12 protein-coding genes are annotated in these 12,636 nt (G+C 70.8%); 8 read left to right on the top strand and 4 right to left on the bottom strand.

Annotation, left to right across the window (positions count from 1 at the left end):
• Positions 1-74 precede the first annotated feature (74 nt).
• Positions 75-347 (top strand): hypothetical protein, encoded by a 273-nt coding sequence (locus ACZ6ZP_RS17210; RefSeq protein ID WP_361468765.1) that lies wholly within the window; start codon positions 75-77, stop codon positions 345-347.
• A 58-nt stretch (positions 348-405) separates the two neighbouring features.
• Here ACZ6ZP_RS17210 and ACZ6ZP_RS17205 read toward each other — a convergent pair whose 3' ends face one another.
• Complete coding sequence (locus ACZ6ZP_RS17205; protein WP_383824679.1) at positions 406-915, bottom strand: carboxymuconolactone decarboxylase family protein; 510 nt, start codon at positions 913-915, stop codon at positions 406-408.
• A 222-nt stretch (positions 916-1,137) separates the two neighbouring features.
• On the opposite strand from ACZ6ZP_RS17205, the gene ACZ6ZP_RS17200 reads away from it, so the two are divergent.
• Together ACZ6ZP_RS17200 and ACZ6ZP_RS17195 are read left to right on the top strand one after the other, a co-directional pair.
• Entirely contained in the window at positions 1,138-1,974 is an 837-nt protein-coding gene (locus tag ACZ6ZP_RS17200) for an anti-sigma factor antagonist (RefSeq protein WP_351166500.1), read from the top strand.
• A gap of 355 nt (positions 1,975-2,329) precedes the next feature.
• On the top strand, positions 2,330-3,355 hold the full coding sequence (locus ACZ6ZP_RS17195; protein ID WP_351166498.1) for a YncE family protein: 1,026 nt from the start codon (positions 2,330-2,332) through the stop codon (positions 3,353-3,355).
• Positions 3,356-3,389: 34 nt separating this feature from the next.
• On the opposite strand, the gene ACZ6ZP_RS17190 is transcribed toward ACZ6ZP_RS17195, so the two are convergent.
• Together ACZ6ZP_RS17190 and ACZ6ZP_RS17185 are read right to left on the bottom strand one after the other, a co-directional pair.
• Entirely contained in the window at positions 3,390-3,806 is a 417-nt protein-coding gene (locus ACZ6ZP_RS17190) for a hypothetical protein (RefSeq protein ID WP_469407355.1), read from the bottom strand.
• 111 nt (positions 3,807-3,917) lie between these two features.
• The gene (locus ACZ6ZP_RS17185) at positions 3,918-5,267 is read right to left on the bottom strand and encodes a hypothetical protein (protein ID WP_468616564.1); all 1,350 of its coding nucleotides are present in this window, start codon (positions 5,265-5,267) and stop codon (positions 3,918-3,920) included.
• A gap of 142 nt (positions 5,268-5,409) precedes the next feature.
• Between ACZ6ZP_RS17185 and ACZ6ZP_RS17180 the strand changes: the two genes are divergently transcribed.
• From ACZ6ZP_RS17180 to ACZ6ZP_RS17170, 3 genes are all read left to right on the top strand, one after another.
• Positions 5,410-5,787, top strand: coding sequence for a hypothetical protein (locus ACZ6ZP_RS17180; protein WP_383824686.1), 378 nt, complete (start codon positions 5,410-5,412; stop codon positions 5,785-5,787).
• A complete protein-coding gene (locus tag ACZ6ZP_RS17175; protein WP_351166490.1) occupies positions 5,781-5,921 on the top strand; it encodes a hypothetical protein in 141 nt (46 codons plus the stop codon). Before ACZ6ZP_RS17180 ends, ACZ6ZP_RS17175 begins: the two co-directional genes overlap by 7 nt.
• A gap of 282 nt (positions 5,922-6,203) precedes the next feature.
• Positions 6,204-7,904: an ABC-F family ATP-binding cassette domain-containing protein gene (locus tag ACZ6ZP_RS17170; protein ID WP_469407353.1), complete on the top strand. Its 1,701-nt coding sequence runs from the start codon at positions 6,204-6,206 to the stop codon at positions 7,902-7,904.
• Positions 7,905-7,981: 77 nt separating this feature from the next.
• Here the strand turns inward: ACZ6ZP_RS17170 and ACZ6ZP_RS17165 are convergent, their stop codons facing one another.
• A complete protein-coding gene (locus tag ACZ6ZP_RS17165) occupies positions 7,982-8,605 on the bottom strand; it encodes a hypothetical protein (protein WP_469407351.1) in 624 nt (207 codons plus the stop codon).
• Between the two features lie 378 nt (positions 8,606-8,983).
• Here ACZ6ZP_RS17165 and ACZ6ZP_RS17160 point away from each other — a divergent pair, with 378 nt between their 5' ends.
• Positions 8,984-12,022, top strand: coding sequence for a 3-keto-alpha-glucoside-1,2-lyase-like domain-containing protein (locus ACZ6ZP_RS17160; protein ID WP_383824695.1), 3,039 nt, complete (start codon positions 8,984-8,986; stop codon positions 12,020-12,022).
• Positions 12,023-12,196: 174 nt separating this feature from the next.
• Positions 12,197-12,622, top strand: a complete 426-nt coding sequence (locus ACZ6ZP_RS17155; protein ID WP_351166482.1) for a peptidase inhibitor family I36 protein — start codon at positions 12,197-12,199, stop codon at positions 12,620-12,622.
• The last annotated feature ends 14 nt before the right edge of the window (positions 12,623-12,636 follow it).

Genomic DNA, 12,636 nt, shown 5'->3' with positions numbered 1-12,636 from the left:
GGCCGCTGTGCCCGTCTCCGCCCTGTGCGGCGCACGGGTGGTTCGCCCACCGAGTCGGGGGCACACGGCGATGTATGACCCTTCGTGATGAGCATGGTGGCTCGCCCGACATCGGCGAGATGGAACGAGGCACTCCGCACCGTCTCGCCGCGCGCAACGGGATGTGGACGCAGGCCTGGACAGCGCTGTGCGTCCTCCTCTCCGTGTGGACGCTGGCCTGGGCGGTCGGCGCGGCCAGGGGCGGCACCAACGCGTGGGCCTACAGCTTCGCCGGTCTGGTGCTGCTTGCCTGCGCGCTGTGGGCCCGCCGCTCGGCCATCCGCAACAATCCGCCCCGCCATCTGTGACGGAGGCGCCACAGCGGGGCGACGGCAGGCTCCTCCCCCGGCCTCCGCCGCGCCCGCATCATTGGGGCGCTTGGCTCTCGACCGCCACCTCGAAGGTGTTGAGGAAGCCGCAGATGAGCTGGTAGAAGCCCACGGTGATGACCAGGTCGGCGAGCTGATTGATCGTCAAGAAGGCCAGCAGCTCGCCCCGTTCGGCATCGTCGAGGGTGTGCCGGGCCAGCAGCCGGTCCGTGGCGGCCAGGACGGCGGCTTCGGGGCCGGGGAGCTGCCCGGCCGAGCCGGTCGCGGCGGCGGTGAGCGCCTCCTGCCCCAGTCCGACGAGCAGAGCGATCCGCTCGTGGTGGTGGACCTCGTAGGCCGCTCCGCAGACGCGACCGACGCGCACGATGGCGAGTTCGCGCAGGGGGTCCGGCAGCGCGTTCCGCCGCAGGATGGCGTCCCCGAGCGTCAGGACGCCGGGCGCCAGGGCCGGTGAGTGCATCAGCATCCGGAAGACGTTGAGCGAGCCGTTGGCCGTCACGGCCTCCTGCAGTTCCACGGGCAGCGTGGAGAGATCCGGGTACTCCATGTCGGCTCCTTGCCAGGAGGGAAGCGAGCGGCAGCGGTGCGGGACGGGAGGTCGAGCTCTTCGCACGCTTGACCCTAGAGGGGATGACACGTGCGTCGCTTCCCTGTTCAGCGATGGATTCCCGCGGCGAGACTGTCCGTTTGTGACTGAACGGGTGCCGGGGCAGACCGACCGGATGAAGTGCTCCCGGCGCAGGTGGCGTCGGCCCTACCGTGGCCGGACATGGGCCAGGGAAGCGGATGCGCGGGCGGGGTGGGCGTGGAGTGGCCCCCGTCGTCGCGGGCTGTGCGGGTCGGCGTCGCGAGCGCGGACGGCCGGCTCACCGTCCGCGTGGCCGGTGAGCTGGACATCGCCTCCGTACCGCTCCTGGCCCGCGAGCTGGACCGCGCCCTGGAGCAGCCCGGCCGCCGCATCCTGCTGGACCTGAGCCGGGTGACGTTCTGCGGTACGGCCGGCGTGGCCCTGCTCCTGGACACCCGCAGGCGGGCCACCGCTGCGGGCAGCCATCTGGTGGTGGAGCGGGCCCACAGCGCGGTGCTGCGCCCGCTTGAGCTGTGCGGGGACGTGGAGGGCCTGCGGATGGTGCAGGAACTGGCGACGGCACCGCTGGCGGAGAGCGATCGGCGCCTGCGGATGTCCGTGGTGTCGGCAGCGCTGTCGGCGGCGTTCGAGATCACCGGGGCGCCGATGGGCAACGCCCAGCTGTACGAGCCGGACGGTGGCGTGCTGCGCATCGTGGCCCAACAGGGCTTCCGCCACCCGTTCTTGACCTTCTTCGAGACGGTGGCCGACCGGGAGTCCGCCTGCGGAGTGGCCGCGCAGGACCGCAAGCCCGTCCTCGTCGACGAAGTGGCCGCCAGCCCGCTCTTCCTCGGCACCCCGGCGCTGGACGTGCTGGAGGAGGCCGGCGTCGGCGCGTGCGTCTCGGTACCGATCACCGCCGGGGACGGCGCGCTGATCGGGGTGGTGTCCACACACCTCGAGCAGGCAAGGCAGTGGACGGACGAGCAGCGCCGCTCCCTTGAGGGACTCGCCCGCGCCGCCCACCTCCTCTCCTGACGGCAGCGGCCCCCTGCCCCTCCCCCATGGGCGCCGGCGCAGTCCCGCCTCGCCGGCGCCCATGGTCGGGCTGCACCGGCCGTGGAGGGGAGCTCATCGCGATCGGTACGCCCTGCCTCCACCGTCCTCCTCCGACGGCCCCCAGAACGAGCCGGTCCGGCGCATTTCCTCTACGCCACAAGGCTCCTGCGCCCCGCGTGACAGCCCCTCTCCGGATCTTCCTGTGCGGCGAGACGGCGCTACGGCACTGTTGACGGCCCACTGGGGCGGTCGGGAACAGTGGGGCAGCAGACGGCGAGGGAAGCTTCCTCGCCGCTGTCGATGGCGGGCTGTCGAGAGAGCGGAGTACGGGACTGTGGCGACACGTCGGACGGTGATCAAGGCGGTGGGCGCCGGGGCGCTGGCGAGCGGGCTGTCCACGCCCGCCTCAGGTGCTTCCCGGGCGGCACAGGACGACATCCTGGTGGTGGTGGAGAAGAGCAGCCACGCGGTCAGCTTCTACGACGCCGCGTCGGGGCAGCGCCGGCAGACGGTCCAACTGCCGGACTACCCGCATGAGATGGTCGTCGACTCACGCGGACGCTTCGCCTACGTGGGGCACTACGGCGTGCGCATGGCGTCCACCGTCGGCGCGGGCGGCTCGGCCGTCTTCGTCATCGACCTGGCCACGCGGTCACTGGCCCGGACCATCGACACACGGCCCTTCAACCGCATCCACGGCGTGGGCATCGACCGGCAGGACCGGCTGTACGCCCTGAGCGAGGAGAAGGCGGTGCTGCTCGGTTTCGACGACCCGGCCACCGACCTGGCCCCGACGCGGGCGGTGCCCGCCCACGGGGTGAAGACCCATCTGTTCACGCTCAGCCGCGACGGCGAACGGGCCTATGTGACCGGGCTGTTGTCCCACACGGTGAGCCTCGTGCGCCCCCACGACGCCTCCGTCCCGCCGGTCCTGGTCACCCCAGGTCAGCTGCCCGAGAGCAGCTGTCTGAGCCGGGACGAGAAGACGCTGTTCGTCGGCGCCCGCAAGAGCTCCTCGCTGGTGGCCGTCGATGCCCGCACCATGAAGGTCCGGCGGACCAGGAAGACGGGCGGCGATCCGTTGCGGGTCTACACGATCGATGACGAACGGCTGTTGGTGACGGACATCGTCGCCAACACCCTGACCTTATGGAGCACCGGTCTGCGGCCGATCCGCTCCCTTGACCTCGACGGCACTCCGTCCGCGGTCTCGCTCCATCCCAGCAGGCCGCTGGCGTACGTGTCTCTGCTGGGCACCCATCGGATCGCCGTCGTCGACCTGGACCGGTTCGCCGTCGTGGACGGCTTCGGCACCCAGCTGGAACCGGACTCCTCCGTACTGCTGCCGGGCACGGCCTGAGGCGTGTTGCACGGGCCCCGTGCACGCGGCGGCGTCAGGTGCGCGCGCGGGGTGTGCGGGACTTCTTCGCCGCGGCCTTCCGGGCTTCTCGGAAGTCCACGTAGGCGAGGGCGATCAGCAGCACCGGGGCGACCACCCAGAGCAGGGCGACGCGTAGCGCTCCGTCCGTCAGGGCGGCGATCGCGGCGACCACCATCGCGCCGACCACCAGCCCGACGAACTGCCGCCAGGAGTCATAGCCCCAGGTCGCGGCCTGCGCCGGGCTCACTTCGGGATCGTCGTTCCCGATCTCGTCCAGCGCGGCCCGCGCGGGACGTCTTCGTCCCTCCGACTTCGCCTGGCGCCAGGCGAAGAACAACCGCCCCAGCAGGTAGCAGGCCAACGCACCGAGGAAGATCCACCACTCGGTCGAGCTGTCGGGAAGTGATCGGGCCAGAGTCATGGCCCTCATGTGCCCCCGCCCCGAGGGAGTAGCCGCTTCCGTATCCGCGCAGGGTCTTGCACCCGCCGATGGGGGAACGAGGTCGCCCGCGCCAGCTGCGGTGAGGCGCCCGGCAGGGAGTTATGCCTTGAGTGCGGCGACTTCCCGTGCGCGCCCCGCGAGTTCCTTCACCGGCCGCGCGCCCGTATGAGCGCGCATCTCCTGCCTCATCGTCCGGAAGTGTTCATCGCCGCGCGCGGAGGAGACGAGTTCGTACTCGTCGAGGAAGCGTCCCCACGACGTGCAGGAGGCGTCGAGATGCCCGTGGGCGAGCTGCCGTTGGGCCAGCAGGGCGTAGGAGTGGACGCGGCCCTGGCGCTCCTGCGCGGGCTGGACCTTGATGGAGTCCTTGAGGGCCTTGATGCTGCCGGGCAGGTCCCGCTCCTCGTACAGGACGTGGGACAGGTGGAAGAGCCAGGCGGTGCGGTTGTAACCGCCCACCGCGTCGCGTCGGTTGTCGGCCTTCGACAGCGCGGTCTCGGCCTCGCTGAGTCTCGCGTGGGCCTGGCGGCGGTCCTTCACCATGCTGGCGGCGTGTGCTTGCTGTCCGCGGAGGAACGCCACGAGGCGGGGTCCGGCCTGCGGGGCGGCCTCGGCGGCGCTGTCGGCGAACTCCAGGCCCTTGCGGCCGTGGCGCAGGCTCGTCATCTGCAACGACATGCCCCGCAGTGTGCGGCAGTAGGTGACGTGGTCGCCGGCCTCGTCGGCGAGGGAGAGGGCTTTGAGGTACCAGCGCTGGGCGGCGGCGTGGTCCTGCTCGTACATCGCCATCCACCCGGTCAGATACGTCAGGTCCGAGGCGGCCGCCTTCATGCCGGCGGCAACCGGTCCGGTGGCCTGTGCCCGCATCCACGGGCCCACCGTGTTGACGAGGAAGGCGGCCGCCATCGGCCGCGCGTGCCCGGCGCCGTCCTCGTCCAGGATGTCGGCGATCCTGACGGTCGTACGCCGCACGGAGTCGACCTGTGATCTGCCGATCCGCGTGGTGGCCTTGCCCGGTGAGACCGGCTCACCGGCGTGCGCCGCCGCCGTGCCGAAGACGGGCACGGCCAGCGCCGCACTGAATACGCCGGCGGCGAGCACACCGCGTCGAGAGGGATCCATGTCCGCCCTTCCCAGGTCGATCAACTCCTCAATCGTGTCGCGGTGTTGAGATCCCGAGGAGGACGTGGCGGGCGTCAGGCCCGCGTCCTCGTGCGTTATGGGCCTGCCGAGTCTCTCCGACAGCGCGGCCACGACGAGGGGCCTGATCTGTTGCTTCGGCTGGTGCCCGCGCAGCCACATCGAGACGGACTGTCCGCTGTACGAAAGCGGCACCCCGGCAAGGGCACCGATGCGGTTCACGGCCCGGGCGAGTTCATCGCGCTGACACTGCCCCTGGTCGAGCAGGGTGGCCAGTCTGGTGTTCGGCGTACGCGGTGTGCCTGCCATGGGCAGCTCTCCCGACAGCTCCGACAGCTTTTACGGCGTTTACGTGCCCGCTCCTCCTTTACGGTACCCGCGCGGCGTGGCCAGGAGTTGGCTGTAGGTCAGGAATCAGACGCAACCGTCACGTCCAGCCAGGGAGCCCCCGGTGACGCTCATGACCGCCCAGCACCCGCAGAACCACAACAGCGATCCCGTCGACCTGGCCCTCGTCGACAACACCGTTCACCGCGCGGAGGTGCTCGCCGTCGCCGACCCGACCGGCTCTCTCGCCGAGGCCGTGGCCGCCGAACTCGCCGACCACCTGGCCGCGCTCATCACGCCCGCCGAGTACCACCTGGCCCGCATGCCGGGCCGGAGCCCCGGCGAGCGGCGCGCCCGTGACGTGCTCGACCACTCCATCCGGCACGCGAGATCCGTCCACCACGGTCAGCGGACGGAGACCTTCACCAATCCCACCGCGCGCCTGTATCTGCTGGCCGGCGCCTGCCGCCTGCTGAAGAACGCCATGGTCCCGCCGTGGTGACCCGCTGGAACCGCCGCCGCACCCGGAGCCCGGTCCGTTCCAAGGTGACCGAGGCCGTCATCACCACCGCGCTGATCTCCCTGGTCATCGTGGTGTTCGGCGCGCTGCTGGCCACCGTGCTTGCCAACCCCTAGTTCCTTTCCCGTACGCCCTCGCGGGCCCTTCCCGACCCGCCGCACAGGCTCCCCGCCGGGGGTGGGCCGCAGCCGGTGCCGGGCGAGCGCGGCCAAATGGCCAGGCGAAGCGGGCAGCGTCGCTGCTAGCATTTTCGTCATGGCACGAGGTATCTGGTCGCAGAAGGTCCGCTCCGCCCGCTGACGGCGGCGCCTTCTCCCTGTTGAATCCGCCGCCGTTCCGGTTCCCGCCGGGCGGCCGCTTCTTGCTGCCCGGCTCCCCTGCGAGCTGCGGAGCACCCCTTGAACCCCGTCCCTTTTCCCGAAGTCATGTCCCTGCCCGTCGAGGCGGGCGGCAGCGCGCACGTCCGTGCCGAGGGCCTGACCGTCACCCGCGGGTCCCGGCGCGTCCTGCACGACGTCTCGCTCACCGTCTCCGCCCGGTCACGCATCGCCGTCGTGGGCGAGAACGGCCGCGGCAAGACGACCCTGCTGCACGTCCTCGCCGGACTGATCACGCCCGCCGAGGGTGCCGTGCACCGGGCCGGCACGATCGGCCTGGCCCGCCAAGAGCTGTCCGCCCGCGACGGTGAGACCGTCGGCACCCTGACCTCCCAGGCGCTGGCCGCGTCGCTCGCGGCGCTGGCCGCGCTGGACGAGGCGACCCTCGCCCTGGCCGAGGGCGACACCGCTGCCGATGACCGCTACGCCGACGCGCTCGACGCCGCCACCCGCCTCGACGCGTGGGACGCCGAACGCCGGGTCGACGTCGCCCTCGATGCCCTGGGCGCCTGCGCCGACCGCGACCGTCCCTTGTCGACGCTGTCGGTCGGGCAGCGCTACCGCGTCCGCCTCGCGTGCCTGCTCGGCGCGCGGCACGACGTCCTGCTGCTCGACGAGCCGACCAACCACCTCGACGCCGACGGCCTGGACTTCCTGACCCGCAGGCTGCGCGAGCACGACGGCGGTCTCGCGGTCGTCAGCCACGACCGGGCGCTGCTGCGCGATGTCGCGAACCGGTTCCTGGACCTCGACCCGTCCCGCGACAAGAAGCCACGTCTGTACGCCGGCGGCTATGACGCCTGGCAGGAAGCCCGGCGCCGTGAGCGCGAGCGCTGGGAGCAGGACCACCAGGAGCAGCAGGCCGAGCACCGGCGGCTGCAGGACGCCGTGTCCACGGCCCGCGACCGCCTCTCCACCGGATGGCGGCCCGACAAGGGGACGGGCAAGCATCAGCGCCAGTCCCGCGCACCGGGCGTCGTGCAGGCCCTGAAGCGGCAGCAGGACACCCTGGAGGCGCACCGGATCGACGTGCCGCAGCCACCGCCGGTGCTGCGGTGGCCCGACCTGGGGGTCCGGCCGAGCGCTCCGCAGCTGCGGGCGCACGGGGTCGCGGTCCACGGGCGGCTGGCCGGTCCGGTCGACCTCACGCTCGACGGCGGCGACCGGCTGCTCGTGACCGGACCCAACGGCGCCGGGAAGTCCACGCTGCTCGCGGTCCTCGCCGGTGCGCTCGAACCCACGGACGGGCATGTGCGGACGGCGAAGGGCGCACGGATCGTCCGGGTGACCCAGGAGACCGCCCGGCAGGACCCCGGTCTGACCGCGCACGAGGTGCACGCCCGCCACGTGGGACGGCTGGTGGCCGGCGGATCGCTCCGGGACGCCGACGCCGTCCCGCTGGGGGTGCTCGGGCTGCTGGACGCCGACGCGATGCGCACGCCGGTCGGGCGTATGTCGCAGGGGCAGCAGCGGCGCCTCGACCTGGCGCTGGCCCTGGCCGGGCGGCCCGGTCTGATCCTGCTCGACGAGCCGACCAACCACCTGTCGTCGACGCTGATCGACGAGTTGACCGATGCGCTGCGCGGCACCAGCGCCGCGGTCGTGGTCGCCACGCACGACCGCCAGCTTCTGCGGGATCTCGCGCACTGGCCGCGTCTGGAGGTGGGTGAACCTCCCGCGCCAGGAGGCCGATCCGGCGCGGCACGTTCGATCGGCGGGTGACAGCGCCGCCCGATGTCGCTGGGAGCACCACCGTCGAGCGCGCCGAGCACGTCCAGGCGCCCGCTACATGCTCACGCTCAGCGGGGTGCCTGCCGCAATGCCTCGTGCTGCTTTCCTGCCGCGGGAGCCGGCACCGTTCGTGGCTCGCCCGTCAGGAGGTACGTGGCGAGCGTTCCTCCGGTGCGTACCACCGTGATGCTGTTGCCTCTGGCGCCCGGGGCCCGCGTGTTGGTCAGGACGTACGCGACGGAGTCGTCGCCTGCCTTGGCAGGGGGCAGCGGTTCGACGGTGAAGGGGGAGGCCCAGCCTCGTTCGGACGTGGCGGTGAACTCGGTGCATTGGGTGCGGGCCGCCTTGAGGTCCCTCATCCAGGCGTCGGCCCCGTCGCGGGCGAGGCTGGAGAGGGCCAGGCTTCCTTCGACGGAGGTGTCCTTGTCCTCCAGGGTGGCCCACACCAGGGCCTGGCGCGGGTGCTTGGGGCGCACGCTCATCATGTCGGCGATGGGCCGGCATGCGGGCTTGTCCACGGTGACCACGTCCTGCTTCTCCAGCAGGGGCAGGCTCTGGGCCTTGGCGGTGTAGCCGGGAAGACCGTCGGCGGCCGGCAGCGCGTCCCTCAGTGCCGCCGCGCTCAGGGGCTCGTCGGAATCCGGCGGCGTACCGCACGCCGCCAGAGCGACGGTCGACAGGACAACGAACATCAGCGGAATGGTGCCGCGCACAGACAGCCCCTTCATCCTCGGCGGAACTGCGCCCCGCGCCATGCGAACAGCTGATGATCGCAGGACGGGGTCCGCCGATCCAGCGCTTTGTCCCGGCCGTGTACCCCGCGCCATGCACGGCCCCGCGCCGCGCACGGCCGCCTCGTCAACTCCCCAACAGTTTCTCCTTATTGAGGACAAAGTATGGACGGTGCGCGGCACTGTTCGTACGCTGGGCGTCGCTCTCGTACGGAAGTCTGCGCAAGGCGCGGCCAAAAGCCGCAGCCCGCACCACCACCGGTATGTGCAACGAACTCCACTCCGCGGACGCGGGCCGAGGCGGCCCGGGCCGCCTCTCAGCGCCCAGCAGGAGACAGAGTGACGCCACACGAGCACCCCACGCGCCCACCCCGCATCCGTCCACGCACGCGCCTGAGACCGCGCAGAGCCACCGGGATACTCCTCGGACTGCTGCTGGCCGGCGGGCTCACCGCGCCGGCCGCCGGCGCCGACGACAAGCCCTTCGCCGACCTGCCGCCGCAGGAACCCGGCGTCACGCTGCGGGTGTTCGACGTCCAGTCCCCGCTCAGCAAGCTCTGCGACCTCAAGCCCGCCCAGACCCCCAACGTCGACAAACTGATCCCCACCGTCGACTGGTCCTCCACCGAGGGCTTCGGGTTCAGCGACAACTTCGTGTCGCAGATCATCGGCAACATCGACGTGCCCGCCGACGGCGCGTACACCTTCCGTCTGATCAGCGACGACGGCTCGCGCCTGTTCATCGGCGACAAGAAGGTCATCGACCACGACGGACTGCACGGGGCCGAGCCCAAGGACGGCGAGATCACGCTCACCCCGGGCCACCACCCGCTGCGCATCGACCACTTCGACCGGAGCAACGACCAGCAGGTCACCCTGCAGTGGAAGCCGCCGGGCGCCGACGCCTTCGCCCTGGTGCCCAACTCCGTGCTGAGCACGGACGCCGACGTCGTGCGGGTCACCGCGCCGGGCCGCAAGGAGTGCGAGGGCACCTACGACACGCCCGGCGACGGCCTCCCGCTGAAGTCGGTCAACCCCGGCTACACGCTGACCGACCTGCGGCCCAAGGGATTTGAGCCGCAGGTGTCCGCGATGGACTGGCTGCCCGACGGCCGGCTCGCGGTGACCACGTGGGGCGGCAGCCAGGAGACCAAGGGCGAGGTGTACGTCCTGGACAACGTCACCGGCGACACCGGCCCGGACAAGGTCACGTACGAGAAGATCGCCGACGGGCTCAAGGAGCCGATGGGCATCAAGTACGTGGACGGGAAGCTGTACGTCTCGGAGAAGCACCAGCTGACCGAGCTCGCCGACCTCGACGGCGACAACGACGCGGGCGAGACCCGGAAGATCGCCGAGTGGCCGTACGGCGGGAACTTCCACGAGTTCGCCTTCGGGCTGCTGTACGAGAAGGGGAACTTCTACCTGAACCTGTCCGTCGCCATCAACTACGGCGGCGCGACGACCGATCCACAGCCCGCCGCCAACCGCGGCACCACGATCAAGGTGAACAAGGCCAGCGGAAAGGTCAGTTACCTGGCCGGCGGTCTGCGCACCCCCAACGGCATCGGCCGCGGCCCCGACAACGAGCTGTTCGTCACCGACAACCAGGGCGGCTGGCTGCCCGCGTCGAAGCTGATGCACGTCAAGCAGGACCGGTTCTTCAACCACTACACGAACCCCGACGGCCCCTTCGACGACAAGAGCGTCACCAAGCCGGTGCTGTGGCTGCCGCAGAACGAGATAGCCAACTCCCCCAGCACCCCCATGACGGTGAAGAAGGGACCCTTCGCCGGGCAGCTGATGTTCGGCGACGTCACCTACGGCGGACTGCAGCGCGCCGACCTGGAGAAGGTCGACGGCGAGTTCCAGGGCGCGGTCTTCCGCCACACCCAGGGCCTGGAGTCCGGCATCACCCGCATCTCCACCGGCCCGGACGGGGCCATCTACACCGGCGGGCTCGGCGCGGACGGCAACTGGGGCCAGGAGGGCAAGCTCCGCTTCGGGCTGCAAAAGCTCACCCCGAACGGCAAGACGGCCTTCGACATCAAGACCATGCGCGCCACCCGCGACGGCTTCAAGCTCACCTACACCAAGCCGCTGTCGGACAAGACCGTCGAGAAGCTGACCAGCGGCGCCTACTCCGTCGAGCAGTGGCGCTACGCCCCCACCCCCGCGTACGGCGGCCCCAAGGTCGACGAGGAATCCCTGCCCGTCACCAAGGCCGACGTCTCGGCCGACCGCCGTACCGTCCAGCTGACCATCCCCGGACTCAAGAGCGACCGGGTGGTGCACGTGCGCTCGCCGCGCCCGTTCTCCTCGGCCGACGACGAGCAGCTGTGGTCCACCGAGGCCTGGTACACCCTCAACGCGCGCCCCGGCCACAAGGAGCCGGTCACCTCCTACGACGCCGAGTCGGCGCGGCTGTCGGGCGGCGCGGACACCGACACCGAACACGCGGGCTTCACCGGCGGCGGTTTCGTCGACGGCTTCAGCAAGGAGGGTGCCACGGCCACCTTCGACGTCCAGGCTCCCGCCAAGGGCACCTACGCCGTGGGCCTGCGCTACTCCAACGGCCCCAACCCCTCCGCCGGAACCAAGACGCTGGGCGTCAGCGTGAACGGCGGTGAGGCGCGCCAGACGAAGCTCCCCTCGACCGAGACATGGAAGCGCTGGTCGACCAAGACCGAGCAGCTCGCTCTGCGCAAGGGCCGCAACACCATCACGTACGCCTACCGTTCCGGGGACACCGGTCACGTCAATCTCGACATGATCGAGGTGCGCCGGCCCAACAGCCGTATCGATCTGTTCTCCGGCGGCAGCACCTCGACCGCCTGGCAGCACACCGACGGCCGCAGCGTCGAATGGCCGCACACGGCCGACAAGTCGATCGAGGTGTGCTGCGGGGACATCCGCACCAAGCAGGCCTTCGGCGACTTCAAGCTGCACGCCGAGTTCCGTGTGCCGAAGCTGCCGGACGACGTCACCGGACAGGATCGCGGCAACAGCGGGATCTACCTTCAGGAGCGGTACGAGATCCAGATCCTGGACTCGTTCGGCGTGGAGAAGCTCGCCGCGAACGAAGCCGCTTCCATCTACAACAAGAAGGCCGCCGACCTCAACGCTTCCACCGCGCCCGAGACGTGGCAGAAGTACGACATCGTCTTCCGCGCCGCCCGCTTCGACGCTGACGGCAAGAAGACCGCCGACGCCAGGGTCACGGTGGTGTGGAACGGCAAGAAGGTCCACGACGACGTGGCCGTCGACGGCCCCACCGGAGCGGGCGACGCCGAATCCGCGGCGGCGGGCGCGATCCGACTGCAGGACCACGGCAACAAGGTCCGCTTCCGCAACGTCTGGATCGAACCGGTCGACTGACCAGTGGCCTGACCTGGTGCTCTCCGGGCCGCCGTGCGGCGGCCCGGAGAGCACCAGACACCCCTGACATCACCCCTGCGGGGGATAGCCGCGCACCGAACAGGGCAACGAGCCTGAGGTGACAACGGCCCGCGCCTCGCAGAGCCGCGGGCCCCGATGACTGAGGCGGACGCTATGCGCAGGGCAATCACGATGAGGAAAAAGCTCTCCGGACTACTGATGGCAGCGGCCGCGACGACCGCTGTCGTGGTGCCGGCCTCGACGGCACACGCCGCCGACGGTTACGACCGGTGCCCCGACGGCTCCTACTGCATGTTCTCGGGCCTCGACGGAACCGGCGACATGATCGCCCTCAGATCCAGCACCCCGGATCTCGCGGCGCTCGGCATGTCCGACCGCGCCAAGTCGGACTGGAACCGGACACCGTCGACCATCTACCTCTGGTCCGATGCGAACTACAGCGGCTGTACGGTCGTGACCTCTTCCGGCCCGACGGGCAAGGGGAACTTCTTCCCTGCCTACCGGGACTTCCTGAGTTCGGTGCAATTCGGCGGACCGGGCGGTCAGAGCTGCGGCACGCCGCCCGGCGAGGGTGGCTGAGCACCACCGGCAGC

Source organism: Streptomyces sp. NPDC054047 (assembly GCF_055585065.1).
The sequence above is the reverse complement of the archived record's forward strand: the minus strand, read 5'-3'. Positions and strand labels throughout refer to the sequence as shown.

Excerpts from the sequence above, each read along its gene's own strand:
- ACZ6ZP_RS17210 (WP_361468765.1), top strand. The coding sequence starts at position 75 with ATGACCCTTCGTGATGAGCATGGTGGCTCGCCCGACATCGGCGAGATG.
- ACZ6ZP_RS17205 (WP_383824679.1), bottom strand. The coding sequence starts at position 915 with ATGGAGTACCCGGATCTCTCCACGCTGCCCGTGGAACTGCAGGAGGCC.
- ACZ6ZP_RS17200 (WP_351166500.1), top strand. The coding sequence starts at position 1,138 with ATGGGCCAGGGAAGCGGATGCGCGGGCGGGGTGGGCGTGGAGTGGCCC.
- ACZ6ZP_RS17190 (WP_469407355.1), bottom strand. The coding sequence starts at position 3,806 with ATGAGGGCCATGACTCTGGCCCGATCACTTCCCGACAGCTCGACCGAG.
- ACZ6ZP_RS17185 (WP_468616564.1), bottom strand. The coding sequence starts at position 5,267 with ATGGCAGGCACACCGCGTACGCCGAACACCAGACTGGCCACCCTGCTC.
- ACZ6ZP_RS17165 (WP_469407351.1), bottom strand. The coding sequence starts at position 8,605 with ATGTTCGTTGTCCTGTCGACCGTCGCTCTGGCGGCGTGCGGTACGCCG.
- ACZ6ZP_RS17155 (WP_351166482.1), top strand. The coding sequence starts at position 12,197 with ATGCGCAGGGCAATCACGATGAGGAAAAAGCTCTCCGGACTACTGATG.